Source organism: Uliginosibacterium gangwonense DSM 18521, assembly GCF_000373965.1.
Classification (GTDB): Bacteria; Pseudomonadota; Gammaproteobacteria; order Burkholderiales; family Rhodocyclaceae; genus Uliginosibacterium; species Uliginosibacterium gangwonense.
In genome coordinates this window covers 469,101-492,447 of record NZ_KB892834.1, presented here as the reverse complement: position 1 = coordinate 492,447, position 23,347 = coordinate 469,101, and the positions used below count along the sequence as shown (strand labels likewise).

Below are 23,347 nucleotides of genomic sequence, written 5' to 3'. Positions count from 1 at the left end.
AACACGCTCTTTCTTGCTTCGAACTCTAGAAAGATCGGCGTAAAGCCGGTGTTAAATGAACACTAACGGGCGTAAGGATTGCGTAAAGAACCGGGGTGGAGAAAGCTTCCGCGCCTTGCGGTTAAACAGGCTGCGCAGTAGCCACGCAACCTGGGACGATTCATTTCAATTGAATCGGCAATCTGCACTTGGGGGCCAATTGTGGGAGACAAGGTTCGGATTGATCTATCTTTCTTAGAAATTTGTTGCTTCCAAGTTGCTCGTGGTGCGAACTACGGGCCGATGCAGGCCATGAGTAGACTACTCGCATGGCAATTGTATTAATTGGAGTAAGTTGGGGATGACGAACGCCGAATCGCCCGAAAATCTACTGAACCGGACGCCCGATTATCAGAGCCTCTTCGATGCTGCGCCGGGCCTGTATCTGGTGCTTGATCCACAGCTGCAGATCGTGGCCGTCAATCAGGCCTACGCGCGTGCCACGATGACTCGCCCGGATGACATTCTCGGCAAGTGGATCTTCGAGGTCTTTCCGGATAATCCAGATGACCCCGAGGCCGAAGGCGTCAGGAACCTGCGTGTGTCGCTGCAGCGCGTGCTGCAGACCGGTCAAGCTGATGCAATGCCGGTGCAGAAGTACGACATCCGTAAGCCGGTCGAGGAGGGCGGTGGGTTCGAGGCGCGCTACTGGAGTCCGCTCAACACCCCGGTGGCCAGTGCAAACGGACATCTGGCCTATATCATCCATCGCGTCGAAGATGTGACCGAGTTCGTGCGCCTCAAGCAGCAGGGGGTGGAGGAAAACCGCCTCAACGACACTCTACGTCAGCAGGCGCTACGCATGGAAACCGAGGTTTTCGCGCGCGCCCGCGAGGTGGCCGAGGCCAGCGCGCAGCTCAAGAGTGCCAACGAGGAACTCGACCGCCTGTACCGTAAGACGCGGGAGCTTGATGAGTTGAAGACCCGCTTCTTCGCCAACGTCAGTCACGAGTTGCGCACCCCGCTGACCCTGATTCTCGGTCCGCTGGCACACCTGCTCGAATCACCGCACCTAGACAGGACGGAACGGCACAACCTGCAGGTGGTGCAGCGTAATGCGCGGCTGCTCCACCGCCAGGTCGACAACCTGCTGGATCTGGCCAAGCTTGATGCTGGACACATGCGTGTGCATTACGTGCGCTTCGATCTGGCCGGAATGGTACGCGTGTTCGCATCCAATTTCGATACCATCGCTTGCGACCGCAACATCCGCTATCAGGTGGATTGTCCGCTGCAACTCAATGTGCAGGCTGATGCACAGAAGTGCGAGCGGGTGCTACTGAACCTGATCTCGAATGCCTTCAAGTTCGTGCCAGATGGCGGCATTGTGCGGGTCGCCTTGCACCACGAGGCGGACGAGGCTGTGCTGGAGGTTTGCGACAGCGGCCCGGGGATTCCGGTAAACATGCGTGAGGTGGTGTTCGAACGGTTCCACCAACTTGATGACAGTGCCGAACGACGCGTCGGCGGCACCGGCCTTGGACTGTCCATCGTCCGCGAGTTCGTTGCTCTGCAACACGGTGCAGTCATGGCGCGGGAGGCCCCCGAAGGCGGCGCAGCCTTCGTGGTGCGCTTGCCGGAGCGTGCCCCGGTAGGCTGTGTGGTTGGCACACTGGTGGCAGGTGAATCCATACTGGCCGATCCGCCGCTCGAAGAGCTGCGGTCTGTCGACCGCTCAGTCATTCAAGAGGTGTGGAATGGTGACGCCCCCCTGATCCTGGTGATTGAAGATAATTCGGACATGAATGCCTTCGTCAGCTCAGCACTGGCCGGGCCGTATCGCGTGGCCAACGCGTTTGACGGGCATGCTGGGCTGCGCATGGCACTCGATCTGCGGCCTGCATTGATTCTCTCGGATGTCATGATGCCGGGCATGAGCGGTGACCGCCTAGTCGAGATCATCCGCCAGCATCCGGATCTGGACGCCACCCCCATCATCATGCTGACCGCCAAGGCGGACGATGTTCTGCGTGCCAAGTTGCTCCGCCATGGTGTCCAGGATTACATCCAGAAGCCCTTCACGGTCGATGAATTGCTGGCCCGCATCGACAGCCTGATCAAGGAGCGGCAACGCGTTGGGCGGGAGTTGCATAGTCTCGAGGAACGCTTCCGTGCCACCTTCGAGCAGGCTGCTGTTGGCATCGCCCATGTCGCGCCGGACGGGCGCTGGCTGCGCGTCAATCGCAAGCTCTGCGAAATCGTGGGCTACAGCTATGACGAACTGCTCAAGCTGAGTTTTCAGGACATCACCCACCCCGACGATCTGGAACTGGACATCGGTTTGGTCGGCAATGTGCTCAGTGGCGAGCTGAGCAGCTATGAACTGGAAAAACGCTACCTTCGCAAGGATGGGGCGGTGGTGTGGGTCAAGCTCACCGTTTCGCTCGTTCGTGACAATGACGGCACCGCCGGCTATTTCATTTCGGTGATCGAAGACATCGGAGCCCGCAAGGCCGCCGAACAGGCGCTGCTGGAGAGTGAGGAACGCTTCCGCCTGATTGCAGCGACGATTCCCGAGGTAATCTGGTTGATTGAGCCTTCGCCACGTCGTTATGCCTATGTCAGCCCCGCATACGAAACCATCTGGCAGCAGCCCTGCGCGGCGCTCTATGCGGATCCCTCGCTCAAGTTGCAGGCGCTCGACGAAGCTGAGCGCGAGCGGGTCTGGCAGACCAAACAGCAGGCCATGCAGGCTGGACAGCCTTTCGAGCTGGAATACCAGGTCATGCGTCCTGACGGCAGCCGACGCTGGGTGCATGAGCGTGGTCATCCAGTCACCACAACGCAGGGGCTGGCCGGATGCTACGTGGGCATCACCAGCGACATCACCGAGAGCCGACAGGCCGATGAACGCCTGCGCCAGGCCGCGACCGTGTTCGAGAGTGCGCGCGAAGGAGTCATGATCACGGATCCCTCGGGCGCAATCCTGGCGGTCAATCAGGCCTTTACCGACATGACCGGATATACCGAAGCTGAGGTACTTGGCCACAACACCCGTATCCTGCGCTCGGATAGGCATGGGCCGGAGTACTATCAAGGGCTGTGGGCGAGCCTGCATCACACTGGGCAGTGGCATGGCGAGATCTGGAACCGGCGCAAGTGCGGCGAACCCTATCCGTGCTGGATCACCATCTCAGCAGTAACTGATGAGCATGGCCAAACTGGGCGCTACGTAGCGCTGATGACTGACATCAGCCAGCAGCGGCGCAACGAGGAGCAGCTCGACCATCTGGCGCATTATGACCCGCTGACCGAGCTCCCCAACCGTCTGTTGCTGCAGTCGCGTCTAGAGCACTCGTTGAATCAGGCGGCGCGGTCACGCCGCCGGGTAGCCGTGCTGTTCTTGAATCTCGACCGTTTCCAGACCGTCAATGACAGCCTCGGGCATCAGGCCGGCGATCAATTGCTGGTGGAAGTCGCAACACGCCTGCGCCAGCGCGTGCGCAGCGAGGACACGCTAGGGCGCCTGGGCAGTGACGAGTTCGTGCTGATTCTGGAAGCGATCGAACACCCGGAGTTGGCAGCCAAAGTGGCACAGGCGATTCTCGTCGCCCTTGCAGAGCCCTTCCACCTGACGGATGCGGCGGAGCTCTATGTGGGGGCCAGCATCGGCATTAGCATCTATCCCGATGACGGAGCCAACTCGAACGATATGCTGCGCAATGCCGACGCAGCCCTGCATCAGGCCAAGGCCCAGGGGCGCAACCGTTTCTGCTTCTATGCCGCAGCAATGAACGCCGAGGCCCTGCGCAGGCTGGAGCTTGATGCGGCCCTGCGCAAAGGCGTCGAAAGACAGGAATTCGAGCTCCACTACCAAGCCAAGGTCGAACTGCAGACTGGCCGCATTTGCGGCGCCGAGGCCCTGATCCGTTGGCGTCAGAGCGATGGCCGACTCGTACCACCGGGGCAGTTTATCCCGCTGGCCGAGGCGACCGGCTTGATCGTGCCAATCGGCTCCTGGGTAATCGACGAGTGCTGCCGTCAGTTGCGTGCATGGCATGACGAAGGCCTTCCTGCATGCCGTCTGGCCCTGAACGTCTCAGCACGCCAGTTCCATGCTGGCGATCTGCCGGCAGTGGTGCAGGCGGCGCTGACACGCCATCGTCTCAATGCCGATTGCCTGGAGCTGGAGCTAACTGAGAGCATGCTGATGGACGACCCGCAGCGCACCATCGCAATCCTGCAGGCGCTCAAGCAGATTGGCGTACATCTGTCGCTCGACGACTTCGGAACCGGCTATTCCAGCTTCGGCTACCTTCAGCGCTTTCCGATCGACGCCCTTAAGATCGATCAGTCCTTCGTGCGCGACCTTGGCAACGACGAAGGAGCCGCAGTGATTGCCGCCGCCATCATCGACCTGGCGCATCGTCTGGGCCTCAAGGTGGTTGGCGAAGGGGTCGAAACAGCGTTGCAACTGAATTGCCTGCGCACCCAAGGTTGCGACGAGATCCAGGGCTATCTTTTTGCCCGCCCGTTGCCAGCCAGCGAATTCGCCGCACTGTGTTACGCAGGGAAGTCTCTCCACAGTTTCCCCGTACTTGGGCTTGATGATTAGTCTCAAAAGCAGCGCCAGTTGAATCTTCACCACCAAAGTAAGTTACGCCTGATTCCGTCGCCGTGGGGCAGGCCTCCTTGCCCGCTACACCTGCCGCTCAGACAGCACTGAGAGGCTGCTTTGGCCGATAAAAGCTGAAGTTCAAACCACTGTGTGACATTTTTTTGGCTGTGTCTCGCCCCCTTGGGGCCTGTAGATCGTAGACGGAGGTGATCACCCAGGAAGTCGGCTACGAGGACGCAGCATTTTTTGGGGCAGATCCTGTACACCAGGGGGTGCCCGGCTCACTCCCCGGTCGCCGCCCGCGCCATCAACAAAGCCCGTTCCCGCGCATTCTGCGCTAACTTCGCAGCGCGCCTGAATTCGACGCGCGCTTCCTCGATGCGATCCAGCTTGACCAGCAGATCGCCGCGCACCGCCGGTAGCAGGTGATAGGTCTTGAGCGCCGGATCGATAGTGAGCGCCTCGACCAGTTCCAGCCCGGCGGCGGGACCGAAGGCCATGCTGACCGCGACAGCCCGATTGAGCGCCACCACTGGCGAGGGAGATATCTGCATCAAGGCGTCATAGAACGCAGTAATGCGCGACCAGTCGGTATCGGCGGGCACAGCGGCCCGGGCATGACAGGCGGCGATGGCGGCCTGCAAGGTGTAGGGGCCGAACGGACCTGGCAAGCCCTCGGCGTGTGCCAGTGCAGCCAGCCCGCGACGAATCAGCAGGCGATCCCAACGCGTGCGGTCCTGATCCATCAACAGCACCGGTTGACCTGCCGCGTCGACGCGCGCGGCAAGTCGGGATGCCTGAATTTCCATCAGCGCAAGCAGGCCATGCGCCTCCGCAACGTCTGGTAGGCGGCTGGCGAGCACGCGGCCCAGACGCTGCGCTTCCTCGCACAGCGCTGGACGCATCCAGTCGTCACCCACCGTGGCGGCATAGCCTTCGTTGAAAATCAGGTAAAGCACTTCCAGCACCGACGGCAGCCGCGCCGTCAGTTCCGCGCCGCGTGGTGTTTCGAAGGGCACGCGTGCTTCAGCCAGGGTGCGTTTGGCCCGTACGATGCGTTGCGCGAGGGTGGCGGCGGGCTTGAGATAGGCGCGCGCGATTTCCTCCACAGACAGGCCGCCAACCACTTTCAGGGTCAGCGCCGCGCGTGCTTCGGGCGAGAGTAGCGGATGGCAGGCGGTGAACATCAGCGCAAGCAGGTCATCGCCAATGTCGTCGTCGAGTGCGGCATCCACCGCTTCGGCGAAATCGGCTGCGCGGATGGTGTGCTGTGTGTCAAGTTCGACCGCGAGTTCGGCATGTTTTGGCGCGGCCTGCGTTCGATGACGAAGCACGTCAAGCGCACGCCGCTTGGCAGCGGTGGTCAGCCAGGCCGCGGGATTGTCCGGAACACCATGCACCGGCCAGTACTCCAGTGCTGCGACCAGCGCGTCCTGCGCACACTCTTCCGCCAGCGCCAGGTCGCGTGTGAGCCGGGCAACGGCGCCCACGACCTTGGCCGACTCGATATGCCATATTGCGGCGAGCGTATCGGCGACCGCCGTCATCCAGTAAACCTCACTATCGGGTTGAAGCTGAGGCGGGTAAAGCAGGGGATGGACGCCTTTAAATCGGAGCCGGGCAGATTAATGAACATTTGTTTGGTCGTCATGTTCAGTCGCCTTTTTTGGCCTGCAGGCCTGTTTCGAAATCCCGCCCTATCAACTCATAACAGGGCATCTTGCTCTCCTTGCAGAAAAGGATCAGCGTGCCGCCACGTGGCGTGCAAAGTTGTCGAGAATCGCTTGCCAACCGGCGCGCTGGTATTCGATCGGGAACGTGGTTTCGGGATCAAAGGAAACACGCACCTGCACCCCGTCGGACTGCTCAACGAATTCAACCTGCCCGGTACGGTCGCCGAAGGCGTATTCGATCTTGCGCAGCGGTATGATGTGGGTATAGGTGCCAGAAAAGTCGAAGCCCTCACTGCCGTCCTTGGCTTCCATGCGCGAAGTAAAGGTACCGCCTTCGCGCAGGTCCACACTGGCAGCGGTGGTATGCCAGTCGTCCGATGCGGCGTTCCATTGCATGATGTCCGCAGGTGTCGTATAAGCGCGCCAGACGATGTCGATCGGCGCGAGCACAAGGGTTTCAACGGTCACTTTCATGAAAAACTCCTCAGGGAGGATGGCGTTTCACACTCGCCCGCGGGTGAAATGCAGGTCATGATATTTGCATTCAGAACGCCCGTTAGAGCGCCTTGTTTGGGGGGCTGCGATGATAAACAATCAAATCTTCCTGAGTACGACGTGAGTTGCCTTGGCCGCGGCAACGTGCTCCACGCACTGGTAGCCAAGGGAGATTAAATTGATATCAGAGAACAATTTCTCCCCAGCGCCAAGCAGAATTGGTGCAATCGCAATATGTAGCTCGTCTATCAGACCCGCTCGCAAGTATTGCTGGATTGTTGCGGCCCCGCCGCCAATCCGAACATCCAATCCGTTTGCCGCTTCTTTGGCACGGTCTAATGCAGAGTGGATTCCATCTGTGATGAAGTGAAAGGTCGTGCCGCCATCCATTGTGATCGAGTCACGGGCATGGTGAGTCAACACGAACACAGGTACGTGATACGGGGGGTTATCGCCCCACCACCCTTTCCAATTGCCGTCTGGCCATGGCCCACGAATCGGGCCAAACATATTTCGACCGAGGATCCATGCGCCTATGTTGCGGAAACCTCGCACCGCGAAATCGTTATCGATGCCAGTGGTACCCGCTTCATTTCCAAACATCTGCTGAAACGTAGCCGTAGGAAAAAACCACTCGTGCAGCGCTCGCCCTCCAATACCCAGCGGGTTTTCGAGACTCTGGTTTGGGCCTGCACTGCATCCATCGATGGACATCGAAAAACTTTCCACACGCAATTTGCTCATCGCTATTCCCCTCGCATGCTCAATATTTGTGTCGCCCAATGCGCCGCTTGTACTCCAGATGTCTTAGAAGCTGTTCACGATCTGTAGCGAGAGGCCGTCAGCGGGGTGAAGAGCAGCGCAGAAACCGGAGTTTATGTTTGATAAATGAGGATTTCGAGCAGCGCATGAGCCCCGATCACGGCCTCGCAGTAAGATCATGAACAGGTTCTTAGCCACGGCGTGCTGCCTCAATCGTGGCAATGTCAATCTTTCGCATCGTCATCATCGAATCAAACGCACGTTTAGCGGCTGCCGGATCGGGATCGGCAATCGCTTCCATCAGTGCGCGCGGCGTGATTTGCCACGACAACCCCCATTTGTCCTGGCACCAGCCGCAATCGCTCTCATGACCGCCATTGCTGACAATCGCATTCCAGTAGCGATCCGTTTCAGCCTGGTCAAGGGTTGCTACCTGAAAGGAGAACGCGGGACTGTGGCTGAACGCGGGACCACCGTTTAGCCCGAGGCACGGAATGCCCATCACCGTGAAACTGACCGTCAAAACAGCCCCGGCCTTCCCGGCAGGGAAATCTCCAGGTGCGTGATATACCGCGTCAACCGAAGAGTCTGGAAAAATTGCGGCGTAAAACCGTGCCGCGTCTTCTGCAGTACCGTCGAACCAAAGGCAAATGGTGTTCTTGGCAATATTGGTCATGGCATTTCTCCAATTTCACTGCACGTAGCACGGCGCGCATTCGCGCACCTCGACGGTGGCAAAGCGTGCGGCGGGACAGTTTTGGGCAATTACCAGTGCCTCCTCGCGGCTGCCACACTCAATCAGGAAGAAACCGCCCACCATTTCGCGCGCTTCGGCGAAGGGGCCGTCGATCAGACGGGCCTGCTCGCTGCGTCGCTGGATGCGTACGCCATGACTGTCCGGGCGCAGCGATTCGCTTGCCAACAATTGCCCGCGGGCGGCGAGCCCCTGGCCGAACTCGACCATTTCGGCATACAGCGCGCGGCCCTCGTCCTCGCTGCGGGTGTCGCGCTGGCCGCGCGGCTCAATGATTAACAGCATGAATTTCATTGCAGCATCCTCCTTTGGGGTTCAGGGGTCGAGCTTGGATGGAATGCCATCACCTACATGGTTTGTCACAACATGGCGAGGAATGCGGTGGCCGCGCGAAGCGTTTCGCTTCAGGCGCCCGAGCAAGCCAGCTTCGAGGCGGCCTGAATTTCGTCCGGACTCATGTCGCGGATGTGTGTTGCAATGGACCACGTGTGCCCGAACGGATCTCGAACTTGGCCATAGCGGTCGCCCCAGAACATGTCGGCAGCGGGCATTTTGAGTACGGCCCCCGCCTTAACCGCGCGCGCGATTGCCGCGTCAACGTCCACGACGTAGAGATGCAGCGTGACTGGCGTGCCGCCGAGCGCGAGCGGCGAGTTCATGTTCCATTCGGGGTTTTCGTCCACCAGCATCAGCGACGAATCGCCGATTTTCATCATGCCGTGCATGAGTTTGCCGTCGGGACCGGGCAGGCGGGCTTGCTCGACGGCACCGAAGGCGCGGACGTAGAAGTCCATCGCGGCGCTGGCGTCGCGGCAGACGATATGTGGGGTAAGGCTGTGCATGCCTTCGGGGATGGGCGAAACGGTGACATTCATGACCAGGCTCCTTGAAAGAATAATAGGTGTATGACCGTACAACTCAGAGGATATTGCGCATGCGCTCAATCACTGGCGAGGGCGCGAAGTCTGCGAACTCGTATAGCCGCCGCACTTCGATTTCGGCCGGCTTACCGTGCCCGGCAGGGTTTGGAAAACGGCGCGTCCATTCCATCGCTTCCTCGCGCGATTTCACCTGAATGAGGGTGTAGCCGGCGATCAACTCATTGGTTTCGGCGAACGGGCCATCAATCACGCAGCGAGTGTTGCCCTCGTAGCGGATGCGCCAGCCCTGAGAACTCGGCCTGAGTCCCGAGCCGTCGAGCAGCGCACCAGCCTTCGTCAACTGTTCGTGGTAGTAAGCCATTTCCGTCAGCAGGTCCGCATCGGCCGAAATCGGAGTGGTTTCAGCTTCCGACTCGATGGTCGCCTTGACGATGATCATGTAGCGCATGCGCGTCTCCTCTGTACAAAAACGATGCAAACGCCGGCTTATTCCGGGTTCTAACTCCACGACGATCCTGCCCAGTCAAAATCGACATGCCTACTGAAATAAACCAAAATTTTCTGGTTCATGCGGTGCTTGTGATCAGCTGCCCTCATACAGTCTAGTGGGCATCCGGAAAATTCCCGCCAATGTCTGCAATGTGGTCATTTTCTGATGATGCCCGTGTCAGATTGCTAATGAAGGTTTTGGGCGACTCATTGATCAGTGGGGAGAACGTCAGTATTTTGAAAGCTGCATGTCGAGCAAAAAGCCGAGTTTTCAACACAAAAGCTCGGAAGCGGCTGTTGATAACAGTTACGCCGGTTGGCTATTTTGTTCGAATATCTGCTTTATGCTTTCGGCGTAATTTGAATCGCATCGGGTTTTCTAGACACCTTGAAGCCTTAAAATCAAAAACCGATGGAGGTGTTGATGAGCAACAGGCGCAAATCGCTCAAGGGGAAGAATTGCGGTGCATATGCAAGGTGATGCAAGTTCATCCTTGCGGGGTACTACGCCTGGCAAGCGCCCCAACACAGAGCACTACCGATTAACGCCATGGCTGCATTGAGTTGGCGAAGTCGACAAACGCCCTAAGCGGAGCGGGAAGGTAACGTCGCCCTGGGTAGTAGAGAAACGGGCCGGAAAAGCTCGGCCACCATGGCTCCAGAACAGGCTCCAATTCCCCGCGTTCGATATAAGGACGCAGCCAGTCTTCAAAGAGATAAATGATGCCGCTACCGGCGACGGCAGCTTCGACAGCAAGATCAGTGGCTGCTCCCACGCCAACAATCAGCGGCCCATTCGGGTCCACCTTCACGACCTCGCCATCGCGTTCGAACGCCCAGGCGTTCATGGCGCCACTTGCGAAGCGACCACGCAGACAGGCGTGTTCAAGGAGTTCGCGCGGATGATTCGGCCGACCCCGGCGTTCCAGATAGGCAGGCGATGCAGCCGCCGCAAAGCGCTGTCGTCTGGGGCCGATGGGAATTGCCACCATGTCCTGCTCCAGGCGCTCCTCGTAACGGATGCCTGCGTCGCAGCCCTCGGCGACCAGATCGACGAAACGATCCTCGGCAATCACCTCAAGGCAGATGTCGGGATAAGCGGCCAGGAATGGCGGCACGATGCGGGGCAACACAAGCCGTGCCGCGCTTACTGGCACGTTCAGCCGCAGCCTGCCCGCTGGACGATCACGAAAACCATTGACTACATCCAGCGACGCTTCAACTTCGGCAAGCGCAGGGCCCAACCGCTCTAGCAGGCGTGCACCAGCGTCGGTCAGCGCTACGTTGCGTGTGGTGCGATGAAGCAGCCGAACGCCGAGTTTGGTTTCCAGCCTGCGCAGTGCCTCGCTAAGGCGCGACGCACTGGTGCCGGTTGCTCGCGCTGCGCCGCGAAAGCCACCTTCGCGTGCGACAGCAACAAATGCAGTGAGATCTTCGAGGTCTGCCATTGTGCTGATTTTGGCACAGGCTGTGCGAATTTTGCTGGATTGTGGATCAATTGGGCGGCGCCTAGACTTGGTTTCGTATCTTCCATCGGAGTATGAAATGACCGAAACCAGCATCAATGCTACGAGCACCTTCAAGTTAGCTGATCGTACCGTCAACCGGATGGGCTACGGGGCAATGCAACTGGCTGGCCCGGGCGTATTTGGACCACCGAAGGATCGTGCCGGAGCGCTCGAAGTGCTGCGTGCAGCAATCGACGGCGGCGTTAATCATATCGACACGAGCAACTTCTACGGCCCGCACGTCACGAACCAACTGATTCGTGAGGCGCTGCACCCTTACCGTGACGACCTTGTGATTGTCACCAAAATCGGCGCAATGCGTGGCGATGATGCATCATGGCGGCCAGCATTCACACCCGCAGAGTTGGAAACAGCGGTGCATGACAATCTTCGCAATCTAGGGCTGGACGTGCTCGATGTCGTAAATCTGCGCATCATGTTTGACGTCCATGGCCCTGCCGAAGGCTCCATCGAGGCACCACTTACGGCACTTGCAGAATTGCAACGCAAAGGGCTGGTCAGGCACATTGGCCTGAGTAATGTGACGCAAACGCAGCTTGCTGAAGGCCTTGCCATAGCGGACATCGTCTGTGTGCAAAACCATTACAACTTGGCGCATCGCAGCGATGATCGACTGATCGATGAACTCTCTGCGGCTGGTATTGCCTATGTGCCATTCTTCCCGCTCGGCGGCTTCACGCCGCTACAATCCAAAGCGCTGGACGAAGTAGCTGCGCAACTTGACGCGACTCCGATGCAGACCGCGCTCGCATGGTTGCTTCACCGTGCGCCAAACATCCTGCTGATTCCCGGTACTTCATCCGTTGCACATCTTCAACAGAATCTAGCAAGTGCGAACTTGAAATTGCCGAGCGAAGCCTTGGCCGTGTTGAATCAACTTTCTGGTGATGCCCTGCCAGAGTGAGCCGGGGACGGTTTCCTGCGAAGGAGGGAGGATGTCCCTCCTTCGCAAAAGCTTGTACGAACATACCAGTCATTCAAGCCATGGCTGGCGCCTTTAGGACGAAAACTGTAGCCGCGCCAAATGCGCGTAGAGTCCGTTCTGATGCACCAGTTGCTGGTGGTTGCCGGTCTCTACGATGCGTCCGTGCTCAATGACCACGATGCGGTCAGCTCGCTGAACGGTGGCGAGACGATGGGCGATGACCAGCGTCGTGCGCCCCTTCATGAGCTTATCAAGCGCGCCCTGGACGAGGCGCTCACTTTCGGCATCAAGCGCCGAGGTCGCTTCGTCAAGCAGCAGGATGGGGCGATCTGCGAGCAGCGCGCGGGCAATTGCGATGCGCTGGCGCTGACCGCCCGACAGACGCACGCCGCGCTCGCCCAAGTCGGTGTCATAGGCCTGTGGCAACTGGCTCACGAAGTCATCGGCATAAGCAGCAACGCAGGCCGCGCGAACTTCATCGCGGGTGGCATCGGGTCGTGCGTAGCGGACGTTTTCCAGGACACTGGTGGCGAAGATCACGGCCTCCTGAGGTACCAGCGCGATGGCGCCACGCACCGCCAGTGGATCGGCGTTTGAGAGTTCAACGTCGTCAAGGCTGATGCTCCCCGACTGCGGGTCATAGAAGCGCAGCAGTAACTGGAAGACGGTCGTCTTGCCAGCGCCTGAAGGGCCGACCAGTGCAACGGTCTCGCCCGGCGTAACAGCCAGACTGAAGTCGGCGAGCGCCGGCGTCTCGGGGCGTGATGGATAGCGAAAGACCACATCGGTGAAAACGATGGAACCGCGCGGCTTTGCAGGCAGGGCGGTGGGGTGCTCGGGACGACCAACCTCGGGCTGCGCCGCGAGAAGTTCGAGCAGGCGTTCGGTGGCGCCCGCTGCGCGTTGTAAGTCCCCCCAGGATTCGGACAGCGCGCCTACCGAGCTGGCAACCAGCGCTGCGTAGAAGACGAAGGCAGACAGTTGCCCCGGAGTAATGCGGCCAGCAAGCACGTCGTGCCCACCGATCCACAGGATCAGCGCGATGGCGCCGAAAACCAGCACCATCACGGCAGCGACCAGTGTCGCGCGGTTGCGGATGCGAGTTAGCGCGGTAGCAAAGCCGCTCTCGACGAGGCCAGCGAAATCGCGCCGATCCGCGTCTTCATGGCCGTATGCCTGGACGATGCGAATCTCGTGGATAGTTTCATCGATACGATTACCCAGATCGGCGACGCGGTCCTGGCTGATTTTCGCAAAACGCCGCACGCGCCGGCCGAAGAGCACGATCGGTACGACCACCAGCGGCACGCCGCAGAGCACCAGCAGGGTGAGCTTGAGATTGGTGGTAAATAGCATGACCAGCCCGCCAATCAGAATCAGCACATTGCGTAGCGCAATCGACAGGCTTGAGCCGACGGCCTGCTCAATCAGTGTGGTGTCGGCGGTCAGGCGCGAAATCACGGCGCCGGTTCTGCCCTGCTCGAAATAGGACGGTGGTAGGGATAAAAGGTGGTTGAAGACGCGCCGACGCAGGTCGGCGGTTACCCGCTCACCGAGCCACGAAACGTTGTAGAAACGGGTGTAAGTCGCCGCCGCGAGCAGCGCAATGACGCCGAACATGAGCACCAGCGCGCGGTCCAGCCAGGCCGGATCACCGGCCGCAAAACCCTTGTCGATCACAGCGCGCAATCCTTGGCCGACGCCAAGCATGGCCAGAGCGGCGACCACCAGCGCCAGAGCCGCGACGATCACGCGGCCTCGGTAGGGCTTGAGCAGCGCCAGCATGACGCGTGCAGGAGTATTTGAATCTGGCATGGGCGGGTTCCTCAGGATAGGCTGCATTGTATTCCCTCAACGCCGCTGGCTGTGGTGAGATCAATCCTTGCGCCAAGACGCCCTTGATAAGCGCATTTCCGCTAACGTCGCTGAGCACTTTGCTGGTCCTCGTGTTCATGTACCCCATTTTTCAGTGCATAAAAACGCACAAAAACGCGTAGAAATGCAAGTTTTTCACATCTTGAAAAACCGCGCCAAGCCCAACAGTCATGCGGCTTTGGCCCGGGTGCGTGAGTGCATGAAAAGCGCCACTTTTGGCGGGCGGGCGTGGTGCTGGACGACCACGTGTGGCGGGTTAAAGCGGCTGTCCGGCCCTCCCACTCAACCCCATGAACATGGGGCACCAACAGGGACAGACCAGCTTAAGCATAGAGGAACAATCTGCCAGTAGTCCGCCTTCGGTCTCTTCACATAGCGGCCATCCGTACGACCGGTGTACCTCGGAACCTGCCGGAACACCAATTCGCACTGCTCGGCCAAAGCGGCCGCTGGCGTAGAATGCAAAACGCATCCGCTTATTATTCCATTGTGGTCATTTAGCCGTTGGCATTAAGGTGTAGCGATTTCTTCGCCTCTGTTTCTGCCCTTCCAACGCGTTCGCCCTTGAGTCGAGACTGTTCCGTATAACCTTGCCGTCAAGTTGCTCGTGCATTGAAGACAAAACAGGTTGTGGTCGCGTGTGCGTATAACCTGCCTTCCTCGTCCTCGACGCGTGTCTCTGCCGTAACCATTTGGCCGCCTCGGTGTACAACCCTGGCGATGGCACGCAAAGGGCCGGTCTTTTGCGACGCGGGCCGTACAATGTTGATGCTGAGCTCCGCTGTCGTGTAGGAACGCCCGGCAGATAGTGTCGTTTGAACCGCACAACCGAGCGCTGAGTCCAGTAGTGTGGCGAACCAACCGCCATGCACCGTGCCCAGCAGGTTGTAGTGCTGCAACAACGGAATCCCTTGGAACACAGCACGACCATCACCCGCCTCCAGTAACGTCATGTTCATGGTCTCGTTCATGGGCGGATATGGCAATTCGCCGGACATCATCGCATGAAGGATCTCTCGCCCGCTCTTGCCAGCAAGTTGTTCCATCTTGGCTATGCCAGGCACTCCACCGCCGTCACGCAAGCGTTGCAGTGCTTCAGTCTGCTGATCTAGCCAAACACTTGATTGTGTTTCGATTTCCATCGTTGCCTCCAATGCGGATAGCGAAGTCCTTGATCAAGGTCTTCCTAATATCAGGCGCTTTTCGCATCCGAGCGATGCAACGACGATGCGCCCAGACTAGGTCCCACTGCAGCTGCCAGACCACCAACTGCACTCCATAGACTGACCGCAACTGCGCGTTTATTGGTCGGAAAGGCTGCCAGCACAAGCGAGAGCGATGCAGGTGTCAGTAACGCAGCTCCCATGGCTTGCAGTGCTCTCGCAGCAACCAGCCACTCTACGTTGAGCTCCAAGCCACAAGCCGTAGAAGCCGATAAAAACAAAGTCACGCCAAGGAAAATAACCTTCTTGTGCCCATGCCGGTCTGCCAATCCACCGGATGGAAATAGCACTGCTGCATAAACCACGGTGTAGGCATTGAGCACCCACGAGAGATCGGCAGCAGTCGCTTGCGGAAAACCTGCGCGCAAAGCACTGAAGGCTGCGAATAACATGGTGCCGTCCATGGAAACAAGGAGCACTGCAATACCAGCCACCAAAAATACGGGCCATGGCGAGGTGATACCGGAGGGCTTTCCAAATAATCTCTTTGGCATCGAATCTGGCGGAGACGTAGTAGTCTGGTCGTCAGGGAGAGTCATGATCGTATTCCAGTTGTCCGGCATACCTGACTCCTCAAGTCAGGCCCCAGAGTTCTTGTGGCAGACACCTAGACTCCCATCACCGCTGCCATGATCGACTGGTGCAACCAGCGCGGCGTAGCCCAAGTCAGAATAGTTATTGCCTTGTTACCCAATCCAGGTACAACGCTCATTCGACCTGCCTGCAGTGCTCGAATCCCGGCACGAACAACGGGTCGAGGCTGCATCATCACCATCTTGAGCGCAGGAGTCAGCTTTTGCTTGGCACCCGCCGCAAATCCGGTGTCCGACAGGCCCGGACACAGTGCAGTAACAACAACGCCATCTGCCTTGAGTTCGCGATGAAGCGCATCCGAGAATTTCAACACATAGGCTTTGGCGGCAGAATAGACAGCGAAGTTCTTCACGCCCTGATAGGAAAGCAAGCTCGCGACCATCAGAATGCTTCCTTTCTTTCGGGCTCTCATGTCATTCCCGAATAGGCGTGTCATAGCGGTGAGGCTGGAGATGTCAAGATCAATCATTGCCAACAAATGGTCCAAAGACGTATCCATGAAAGGCCCTTGTAACCCATGGCCTGCATTGTTGATCAATACATCAACCACAATATTACGCTCTCGCAGACGCTGATAAAGGCCAGTCACTTCAATGATTGAGGACAGATCCACCTGTTCCACCATCACGTCGACATTAAAGTTCTTGCGCAACTCCACAGCAAGTGATTCAAGCTTGCTTAGTGTCCGAGCAACCAGAATGAGAGACCGGCCCTGGGCGGCGTATTGTTTGGCAAACTCCACGCCGAAGCCGCTTGATGCTCCCGTTACGAGCACCCATGTTTTATCATCTGTCATGTGGAAATTCTCCATTTGGTTTCAATGTTAAAGTTCGAGGGGGCACTGGTTATACTAGATTGAGGAATCAGCTCTGCGCAGGTGCAGGCCTGATCTTGAACCAGATGGAATACATGGCAGGCAGGAACACGAGCGTCAAAACTGTCCCCGCCAGCGTCCCACCAATCAGCGTGTAGGCCAGCGTTCCCCAGAACACCGAATGGGTCAGCGGAATGAAGGCCAGGATTGCAGCCAATGCCGTCAAAATCACAGGTCGAGAACGCTGTACGGTCGCTTCGACCAGTGCGCGGAATGGATCCAGTCCGGCTTTTTCGTTTTCACGGATCTGGCCGATCAAGATCAGTGTGTTGCGCATCAGGATGCCCGACAACGCGATCAGGCCAACTAGCGCATTAATGCCGAATGGTTGCTGGAAAACGAGCAGCGTCGGCACTACGCCAATCAGGCCCAACGGACTGGTCAGAAATACCATCACCATGCTGGCCATTGAGCGAACCTGCAGGATGATGATGAGCAGCGTGAGCGCGATCATGATCGGGAACAGCGGCAGCATGGCTGCGTTGGCCTTGCCAGATTCCTCGATGGAGCCCGCTTCTACAATCTGGTAGCCGCTCGGCAGCTTCGCCATGATGGGCTGCAACTGCTTGGTAATGGCCGTCGAAACATCCGGCGGTTGCAAGCCTTCAGCAATGTCGCCCCGCACCGTGATCGTAGGCGTACGGTCGCGGCGCCGCAGGATAGGATCCTCCATGCGCACGTCAACCTTGCCAACCTGAGACAACGGGATGCGCTGCCCGGCCGCTCCGACCAAGGTAAAGCCAGCAATCTTCGCAGGATCAAGACGAATCTCACCGGCAGCGCGGCCCACCACCTGCACGGAGCGGATATCCTCACGTACCTCCGTAAGTGGCACTCCACTGAGCAGGAACTGCAGTTGCAACGCTACCGAGCTGGAGCTGAGCCCAACGGCCTGAAGGCGGTCTTGATCAAGCGTAAAGTGCAAGGTGGGTACACGTGGCCCCCAATCCGTGTTGACAGTGCGCATCATCGGGCTGGCATGCATAAGGTTCTCGACTTGCGCAGAAATCTCGCGCAATTTGTCCGGGTCCGGCCCCGTGACGCGATAGGCAACCGGAAATGGCGAGGGAGGGCCAAACACGATCTGGGTGACGCGTACCCGAGCTTCCGGCGCCAGCCCCTCAGCCGCAGCCTCGCGCAGTCTGAACTTGAGGGCTTCCCGTTCCTTGTCATCGCCCGTCAGCACCACAATTTTGGCAAACGACGGATCCGGCAATTCAGGCGCCATTGCCAGGAAGAACCGGGGAGCACCCTGTCCAATATAGGACGTCACCACCTTGGCCTCCTTTTGCTTCGCAAGCCAAGCTTCTACCTTAGCGGTTGCGGCACTGGTTTGTTTGATCGAAGTACCATAGGGCATCTGCACTTCAACAAGCACTTCTGGCCGGTCGGAGGTTGGGAAGAACTGCTTCTTCACCAAGCCCATGCCAAGCACTGACACCACGAAAAGCCCGATCACCGCACTGGCGACGATCCACTTCTGGGCGATGACGCGCCCCAGTAGTTGACGAAAGCGGTTGTAGCGCGGAGTGTCATAGAGGGCCACGGTGAGTGAGGTGTGGCTGCTATGGGTCTTCTTGATGTCAGGCAGCAGCTTGACGCCCAAGTAGGGCGTAAAGACGACCGCGACCACCCACGACGCGATCAGTGCGATACCAACAATCCAGAACATGTTACTGGTATATTCGCCTGCAGTGGACCGTGCGAAACCATTTGGCATGAAGCCGACGGCGGTAATCAGCGTGCCGGAGAGCATCGGCGCAGCAGTCAGGCTCCATGCATAGGCGGAGGCAGCGATACGGTTATAGCCCTCTTCCATCTTCACCGCCATCATTTCGACTGCAATGATGGCGTCATCCACCAGCAAACCCAGCGCCAAGATCAGGGAGCCAAGGGTAATTCGGTCGAAGTTCTTTCCAGAGGCCGCCATGATGACGAACACAGCCGCCAGCGTCAGGGGGACAGCCGCAGCCACAACGATACCGACTCGCCAGCCCATGCTGAGAAAGCACACCACCATCACGACGAGCAATGCGACAAAGAACTTGACCATGAACTCGTCTACCGCCGAGCGAATGTTGACGGCCTGATCCGTCACTTTTGACAAGGTCATTCCCTGGGGGAGTTCCGCGTTGATCTTGGTGACTTCTGCCTCAAGTGATTTACCCAGATCAAGCCCGTTCCAGTCGTCGCGCATCACAACGCCGAGCAACAGTGCCGGTTCACCGCCGTTGCGGACCAGAAAGGTGGCTGGGTCTTCATAGCCACGCTCGACAGTGGCCACATCTGACAGTTTCAGCGTGCGCCCCTGCACAACAATCGGGGTCTGCCGAATCTTCTCCAGCTTGTCGAATGCACCATCAATGCGAATAAAGACCTGGGGCCCCTTGGTCTCGATGGACCCAGCCGGGGTCAGTACGTTCTGGCTGTTGAGTGCGGCGAAGATATCCTGCGGCGCAACCCCCAGAGTCGCCAGACGATCATGGGAGAAGGACACGAAGATGCGTTCCGGCTGCTCTCCGATGATGTTGACCTTCTTTACCCCCGCAACATGCAGGAGTTGCTGACGCAGCGTTTCTGCATCGCGCACCAACAGTCTCTGGGGTTCTCCCTTGGCCTTAAGGGCAAAGAGCGCGAACGTCACATCGGCATATTCGTCGTTGACCAAGGGGCCTATGACACCTGCGGGCAATTTCTTGGCCTCGTCCCCAATCTTCTTGCGGACCTGATAGAACTCCTCCTGAACTGCCGAAGGTGGCGTATTGTCACGCAGGGTAACCATGGTGAAGGCCATGCCAGGACGCGTGTAGGTTTCCGTGCGGTCGTACCACCGCAGTTCCTGCATGCGCTTTTCGAGCGGTTCGGCGATCTGGTCCTGCATCTCTTGGGCTGTCGCGCCCGGCCAGACGGTGACAATCGTCATCTGCTTGATCGTAAACGGCGGATCTTCCGCGCGCCCAAGCTTGAAGAAGGCGAGAATGCCTGCGACCGTGATCAAGATGATCAGGAACAGAGTGATGGCGCGTTCGCGTACCGCGAGCGCCGAGAGGTTGAAACGGCCTTCGCTCACGGACGCGCTCCTTCAGTTGCCGTGGCAGCGGCAAGGCCCGCCACGCGGACCTGTTCGCCTTCACGCAGCAGATGCGCGCCGAGCGCGACGATCCTGTCACCTTGTTTGAGTTGTCCCGCTACACGTGCATGGTCATCATCAACACGCTGGACCACGATGGGCCGCCAAGATACCTTGGCAGGCGTTCCACTGATGATCCACACCCCAGGCCCTCTACCCGCATCGAATAAGGCAGCGATGGGCACCTGCAAGCCATCTTGCTTGGGACTTGGCCCGTCGGGGATCTCAATGGTGACCGTGGCACCTAGCGGCGCATTGACCAGTTCCCCTTCGAGCACATACCGTGCCTCGAAAGTGCGGGTAAGCTTATCCGCAGCATCTGAAAGTTGCCGAAGTTTGGCGGGGACGCTGACGCCTTCCTTGCCAAAAAGTGTGGCCTGCCCCGTCGAGCCCACAGCAGGTCGCAGGGTTTCCGGCAGCTGGATAATCGCTTCGCGACGCCCGGCATGCGCCAAGCGAACCACGACCTGCCCTGCATTGACGACCTGTCCGGGTTCGGCTGTTGTCTCCATGACAACCCCGTCAGCGTCTGCGATCAGCTCAGCGTAGCGGCTCGCATTACGGGCAAGGTCGGCTTGCGCCTCGGCTGCACTGAGCTGGGCCTTGGCGGCATCTGCCGCAGCCTTGATCTGGTCATAGGCTGAAGCAGAGATGGCGCCAGTGCCGCGCAGGTCGCGGTAGCGGGCTTCATCGTCCGCCGTTTGCTGGGCGCGTGCTCGTGCAGCCGCAACACTCTCCTGTTGGGCATGTGCAGCGAGTTTCAAATCAATGGGATCAATGCGCATGAGCACTTGCCCACGCTTGACGGTCTGGCCCGCGTCAACCAAGCGTTCCAGCACCTTGCCTGAGACACGAAATCCCAGATCGCTCTGCACACGGGCGGCGACGGTTCCCGTAAATGAACGTGACGCAGCAGCAGCCCCTTGAACAGTCACTGCACGCACCAAGGGAGCCTCGGTACGTGGATCGAAAAGCGTCTTTTCACCGCAAGCGACCAATGCCAACGGTAATGCACAAATGAATAGAGATGTAGCGAGGCGGGGCCGGAGCATGAAAGTCCCTTTAACAAAGTGTTCAGAACTTTCATTGTGGTACTTGTGACTAATCAAGTCAATAGTCACAACACCTCGTCTCTTCACTTTTAGGGCGACAAACTACGAAGCACCAAGCTGGAAAGTAGAACGGGCGCCTCTTCCGTGTAGTCAAAGCTATATTGCAACAATAGAGGATTCAGATAAGGGCGCATCACCAGATAGATCGCCATCGCCGTCTCGTCAAGCGGCGTCTTGCGCTCAAAATCTCCCGTTTGCCTCCCTTCCTGCAAGACATCTCGAAGTTGCTTCTGAGTGTGTTCTTCGTAGGCAAGCACTGCCTGCCAGCGCTCCGTCGCAGCCGATGCGGCGATCTCGTAGAGCTTGCGGTCCTGAGAAAACAGGCGAAGACTCGCCTCAGTGCTGGCCTTGAACATTCGCCGCAGCTTGTCTGACGGCTGATCGGCCCCAGCAACTGCCGCGCTGACTTCGGTCTCGATCTCGCGCAGACAGTTCGTGCAGATCATCTCGCCGATGGCCTGCTTGGATTCGAAGAACTTGTAGATATAAGCCTTAGAGAAACCAATGGCCTTTGCGAGATCGGAAACAGTTGTTTTCTCATAGCCATAGCGGCTGAAGTGCTCGGTGGCCGCCGCCACGATCTGGTCTCGCACCTCGTGGTCAGCCGGACCTCGGGCTGAAGTGGGATAGGTAGTCGTCGTTTTCATGGGATTAAGCTTACTCCAGTCGGTTTAACTGGACAACCTGTGACTATTTGGTATTATAGTCACTACAGTTTATCCACGAAAGAGTCCCCATGCTGCCCAAACACACTCTCATCGCCATCGTGGCAGGCCTGCTAGCAGGCTGCGCAGTCGGCCCTGATTATGTACAGCCAAACGTTCCCATGCTGGAGCAGTTCCACGGTCAGGCGGCAATCAATCAGCGTCAGGCGACCTCAAACGCAGATCTCGTCACATGGTGGGCAGGTTTCGGTGACGCTCGTCTGACTCGGTTCGTGACCCTGGCCCTGGAGCAGAACCTTGATCTTGCTCAGGCGTCGGCGCGCGTAGTTCAAGCGCGTGCTGGCCTTGGTGCCGCCAACGCTGCCTTGCTCCCCTCCGGCAATATCAGTGGCCAAGCAGCCAGAGCCTACCAGTCCATCGAAACTCCTTTGGGGAGAGTTTTGAATTCGACACCTGGTTTTGACCGCTATGGTGGATCTTACGAAGCGGATGTCGGCGCAAGCTGGGAGCTGGACGTATTCGGCGGCCTCCGCCGAGGTCGGGAGGCGGCGCTTGCTGACTATCAAGCGTCAGAAGCGGGTGCGGTAGCGACTCGATTGGCCGTAGCCGCGCAGACTGCCGATACCTACATCACCATCCGTGGATTACAGACACGTTTGGACATTGCGCGACGGCAGGTACAAACTGAGCAGGACTTACTCTCGACCATCAAGCTTCTGTACAGCAAGGGCTTGGCTGCGGAACTGCAGGTTAAGCAGGCCGAAGGGGCGCTGGCTCAGGTGCAAGCATCTATCCCGGTTCTGGAAACAGGGTTGGACGCGGCCATGAACGCACTGGATGTGATGCTTGGCGCGCTCCCCGGCACCCACCGTGCGGAGCTGGCGGAAGCCAGCGACATTCCCACGCCTCCTCAGATTGCCGCTGCCGGTTCTCCGGGCGAACTGCTTAGACGCCGACCTGATCTGATCGTGGCCGAGCGCCGTCTCGCCGCATCCAACGCACGGATTGGCGTCGCCATCGCGGAATACTATCCCAAAGTCTCCCTGAGTGGCCTCGTTGGCAGTGCAACCTCGATATCTAGCAGCAACCTGTTTACCAATGGCGCCAGCCAGGCTTCCGGGGTGCTTGGTCTGCGCTGGCGTCTTTTCGATTTCGGGCGCATCAACGCACAAATCGAGCAAGCGAAGGGGCAGGAAGCCGAGGCACTGGCAGCCTATCGGCTCGCTGCATTACTCGCAACCGAGGACGTGGAAAATGCATTTTCGGCTTTGGTCAAAAAGGAGGAACAGACTGCCGTACTCACTCAAGGCGTCGACTCGCTCAGCCGCGCGCGTTCGCTCTCATTTACTGCTTACCAGAAGGGGGCTATCAGTCTGATCGAAGTTTTGCAGGCGGACGAGAATTTGCTGCGTGCGTCCGATGCGCGAGTGCAGGCGCAAACGGAATCAGCACGTGCCGCAGTCGCAGCATTCAAGGCACTGGGCGGTGGTTGGCAACCCAAAGAGCCAGAGGCGATAGCAATCAAGTAGCAGATCAGAGGAAAGGTTTCGTCTGGTTACGAGGAGGCTCCGGTCGTTCGACTTAGAGAAGGCGACCGGCAGCTAAGGCCGATGACTTGTCGGTCGCTAACTTTAACGAATGGCGGATTTACTCAGTTACATACGGCACGTAGTCTCCAAAAACTTACGGCAGGTCTGGATCGTCCACGGTAGTTCCAACATATGGTGGATAGCCAACGTCCACTACCACCCAAGCATCGACACCAAACT

The 23,347-nt window shown here is 58.5% G+C and carries 19 protein-coding genes; 4 read left to right on the top strand and 15 right to left on the bottom strand.

Annotation, left to right across the window (positions count from 1 at the left end; all coding sequences use genetic code 11):
• The first annotated feature begins 340 nt into the window (after nucleotides 1-340).
• Nucleotides 341-4,594, top strand: coding sequence for an EAL domain-containing protein (locus B145_RS27155; RefSeq protein WP_018604893.1), 4,254 nt, complete (start codon nucleotides 341-343; stop codon nucleotides 4,592-4,594).
• A gap of 284 nt (nucleotides 4,595-4,878) precedes the next feature.
• Here the strand turns inward: B145_RS27155 and B145_RS0102275 are convergent, their stop codons facing one another.
• From B145_RS0102275 to B145_RS0102245, 7 genes are all read right to left on the bottom strand, one after another.
• A complete protein-coding gene (locus B145_RS0102275) occupies nucleotides 4,879-6,144 on the bottom strand; it encodes an RNA polymerase sigma factor (RefSeq protein WP_018604892.1) in 1,266 nt (421 codons plus the stop codon).
• Between the two features lie 195 nt (nucleotides 6,145-6,339).
• Nucleotides 6,340-6,744: an SRPBCC family protein gene (locus B145_RS0102270; RefSeq protein WP_018604891.1), complete on the bottom strand. Its 405-nt coding sequence runs from the start codon at nucleotides 6,742-6,744 to the stop codon at nucleotides 6,340-6,342.
• 120 nt (nucleotides 6,745-6,864) lie between these two features.
• On the bottom strand, nucleotides 6,865-7,509 hold the full coding sequence (locus B145_RS0102265; RefSeq protein ID WP_026258749.1) for a dihydrofolate reductase family protein: 645 nt from the start codon (nucleotides 7,507-7,509) through the stop codon (nucleotides 6,865-6,867).
• Nucleotides 7,510-7,717: 208 nt separating this feature from the next.
• Nucleotides 7,718-8,203 (bottom strand): VOC family protein, encoded by a 486-nt coding sequence (locus B145_RS0102260; RefSeq protein WP_018604887.1) that lies wholly within the window; start codon nucleotides 8,201-8,203, stop codon nucleotides 7,718-7,720.
• A 15-nt stretch (nucleotides 8,204-8,218) separates the two neighbouring features.
• On the bottom strand, nucleotides 8,219-8,575 hold the full coding sequence (locus tag B145_RS0102255; protein WP_018604885.1) for a YciI family protein: 357 nt from the start codon (nucleotides 8,573-8,575) through the stop codon (nucleotides 8,219-8,221).
• A gap of 110 nt (nucleotides 8,576-8,685) precedes the next feature.
• Nucleotides 8,686-9,156, bottom strand: coding sequence for a VOC family protein (locus tag B145_RS0102250; RefSeq protein ID WP_018604883.1), 471 nt, complete (start codon nucleotides 9,154-9,156; stop codon nucleotides 8,686-8,688).
• 43 nt (nucleotides 9,157-9,199) lie between these two features.
• On the bottom strand, nucleotides 9,200-9,610 hold the full coding sequence (locus B145_RS0102245; RefSeq protein WP_018604879.1) for a YciI family protein: 411 nt from the start codon (nucleotides 9,608-9,610) through the stop codon (nucleotides 9,200-9,202).
• A 182-nt stretch (nucleotides 9,611-9,792) separates the two neighbouring features.
• Between B145_RS0102245 and B145_RS28495 the strand changes: the two genes are divergently transcribed.
• Nucleotides 9,793-10,197: a hypothetical protein gene (locus B145_RS28495; RefSeq protein ID WP_157288230.1), complete on the top strand. Its 405-nt coding sequence runs from the start codon at nucleotides 9,793-9,795 to the stop codon at nucleotides 10,195-10,197.
• Here the strand turns inward: B145_RS28495 and B145_RS0102235 are convergent.
• Nucleotides 10,194-11,099, bottom strand: coding sequence for a LysR family transcriptional regulator (locus tag B145_RS0102235; RefSeq protein ID WP_026258748.1), 906 nt, complete (start codon nucleotides 11,097-11,099; stop codon nucleotides 10,194-10,196). The genes B145_RS28495 and B145_RS0102235 overlap by 4 nt on opposite strands.
• Before the next feature lie 97 nt (nucleotides 11,100-11,196).
• Here B145_RS0102235 and B145_RS0102230 point away from each other — a divergent pair, with 97 nt between their 5' ends.
• A complete protein-coding gene (locus B145_RS0102230) occupies nucleotides 11,197-12,084 on the top strand; it encodes an aldo/keto reductase family oxidoreductase (protein WP_018604866.1) in 888 nt (295 codons plus the stop codon).
• Nucleotides 12,085-12,177: 93 nt separating this feature from the next.
• Here B145_RS0102230 and B145_RS0102225 read toward each other — a convergent pair whose 3' ends face one another.
• The 7 genes from B145_RS0102225 to B145_RS0102195 all read right to left on the bottom strand — a co-directional run bounded on the left by B145_RS0102225 (nucleotide 12,178) and on the right by B145_RS0102195 (nucleotide 21,560).
• Nucleotides 12,178-13,920: an ABC transporter transmembrane domain-containing protein gene (locus B145_RS0102225; RefSeq protein WP_018604862.1), complete on the bottom strand. Its 1,743-nt coding sequence runs from the start codon at nucleotides 13,918-13,920 to the stop codon at nucleotides 12,178-12,180.
• A 656-nt stretch (nucleotides 13,921-14,576) separates the two neighbouring features.
• Nucleotides 14,577-15,122, bottom strand: coding sequence for a PaaI family thioesterase (locus B145_RS0102220; protein ID WP_018604859.1), 546 nt, complete (start codon nucleotides 15,120-15,122; stop codon nucleotides 14,577-14,579).
• Between the two features lie 50 nt (nucleotides 15,123-15,172).
• The gene (locus B145_RS26930; RefSeq protein WP_211209733.1) at nucleotides 15,173-15,766 is read right to left on the bottom strand and encodes an MFS transporter; all 594 of its coding nucleotides are present in this window, start codon (nucleotides 15,764-15,766) and stop codon (nucleotides 15,173-15,175) included.
• Nucleotides 15,767-15,810: 44 nt separating this feature from the next.
• Entirely contained in the window at nucleotides 15,811-16,593 is a 783-nt protein-coding gene (locus B145_RS0102210; RefSeq protein WP_026258747.1) for an SDR family NAD(P)-dependent oxidoreductase, read from the bottom strand.
• Nucleotides 16,594-16,660: 67 nt separating this feature from the next.
• On the bottom strand, nucleotides 16,661-19,741 hold the full coding sequence (locus B145_RS0102205) for an efflux RND transporter permease subunit (protein WP_018604854.1): 3,081 nt from the start codon (nucleotides 19,739-19,741) through the stop codon (nucleotides 16,661-16,663).
• Nucleotides 19,738-20,853 carry an efflux RND transporter periplasmic adaptor subunit gene (locus B145_RS0102200; RefSeq protein ID WP_026258746.1) on the bottom strand — a complete coding sequence of 372 codons (1,116 nt, stop codon included), beginning with the start codon at nucleotides 20,851-20,853 and terminating at the stop codon, nucleotides 19,738-19,740. Before B145_RS0102200 ends, B145_RS0102205 begins: the two co-directional genes overlap by 4 nt.
• Nucleotides 20,854-20,942: 89 nt before the next feature.
• Nucleotides 20,943-21,560, bottom strand: a complete 618-nt coding sequence (locus B145_RS0102195) for a TetR/AcrR family transcriptional regulator (protein WP_018604851.1) — start codon at nucleotides 21,558-21,560, stop codon at nucleotides 20,943-20,945.
• A gap of 89 nt (nucleotides 21,561-21,649) precedes the next feature.
• Here B145_RS0102195 and B145_RS0102190 point away from each other — a divergent pair, with 89 nt between their 5' ends.
• Nucleotides 21,650-23,107 carry an efflux transporter outer membrane subunit gene (locus B145_RS0102190; protein ID WP_018604850.1) on the top strand — a complete coding sequence of 486 codons (1,458 nt, stop codon included), beginning with the start codon at nucleotides 21,650-21,652 and terminating at the stop codon, nucleotides 23,105-23,107.
• The last annotated feature ends 240 nt before the right edge of the window (nucleotides 23,108-23,347 follow it).

Coding starts and splice junctions, on each gene's coding strand:
- B145_RS27155 (WP_018604893.1), top strand. CDS start 341: ATGACGAACGCCGAATCGCCCGAAAATCTACTGAACCGGACGCCCGAT.
- B145_RS0102275 (WP_018604892.1), bottom strand. CDS start 6,144: ATGACGGCGGTCGCCGATACGCTCGCCGCAATATGGCATATCGAGTCG.
- B145_RS0102270 (WP_018604891.1), bottom strand. CDS start 6,744: ATGAAAGTGACCGTTGAAACCCTTGTGCTCGCGCCGATCGACATCGTC.
- B145_RS0102265 (WP_026258749.1), bottom strand. CDS start 7,509: ATGAGCAAATTGCGTGTGGAAAGTTTTTCGATGTCCATCGATGGATGC.
- B145_RS0102260 (WP_018604887.1), bottom strand. CDS start 8,203: ATGACCAATATTGCCAAGAACACCATTTGCCTTTGGTTCGACGGTACT.
- B145_RS0102255 (WP_018604885.1), bottom strand. CDS start 8,575: ATGAAATTCATGCTGTTAATCATTGAGCCGCGCGGCCAGCGCGACACC.
- B145_RS0102250 (WP_018604883.1), bottom strand. CDS start 9,156: ATGAATGTCACCGTTTCGCCCATCCCCGAAGGCATGCACAGCCTTACC.
- B145_RS0102245 (WP_018604879.1), bottom strand. CDS start 9,610: ATGCGCTACATGATCATCGTCAAGGCGACCATCGAGTCGGAAGCTGAA.
- B145_RS28495 (WP_157288230.1), top strand. CDS start 9,793: ATGTCTGCAATGTGGTCATTTTCTGATGATGCCCGTGTCAGATTGCTA.
- B145_RS0102235 (WP_026258748.1), bottom strand. CDS start 11,099: ATGGCAGACCTCGAAGATCTCACTGCATTTGTTGCTGTCGCACGCGAA.
- B145_RS0102230 (WP_018604866.1), top strand. CDS start 11,197: ATGACCGAAACCAGCATCAATGCTACGAGCACCTTCAAGTTAGCTGAT.
- B145_RS0102225 (WP_018604862.1), bottom strand. CDS start 13,920: ATGCCAGATTCAAATACTCCTGCACGCGTCATGCTGGCGCTGCTCAAG.
- B145_RS0102220 (WP_018604859.1), bottom strand. CDS start 15,122: ATGGAAATCGAAACACAATCAAGTGTTTGGCTAGATCAGCAGACTGAA.
- B145_RS26930 (WP_211209733.1), bottom strand. CDS start 15,766: ATGCCGGACAACTGGAATACGATCATGACTCTCCCTGACGACCAGACT.
- B145_RS0102210 (WP_026258747.1), bottom strand. CDS start 16,593: ATGACAGATGATAAAACATGGGTGCTCGTAACGGGAGCATCAAGCGGC.
- B145_RS0102200 (WP_026258746.1), bottom strand. CDS start 20,853: ATGCTCCGGCCCCGCCTCGCTACATCTCTATTCATTTGTGCATTACCG.
- B145_RS0102195 (WP_018604851.1), bottom strand. CDS start 21,560: ATGAAAACGACGACTACCTATCCCACTTCAGCCCGAGGTCCGGCTGAC.
- B145_RS0102190 (WP_018604850.1), top strand. CDS start 21,650: ATGCTGCCCAAACACACTCTCATCGCCATCGTGGCAGGCCTGCTAGCA.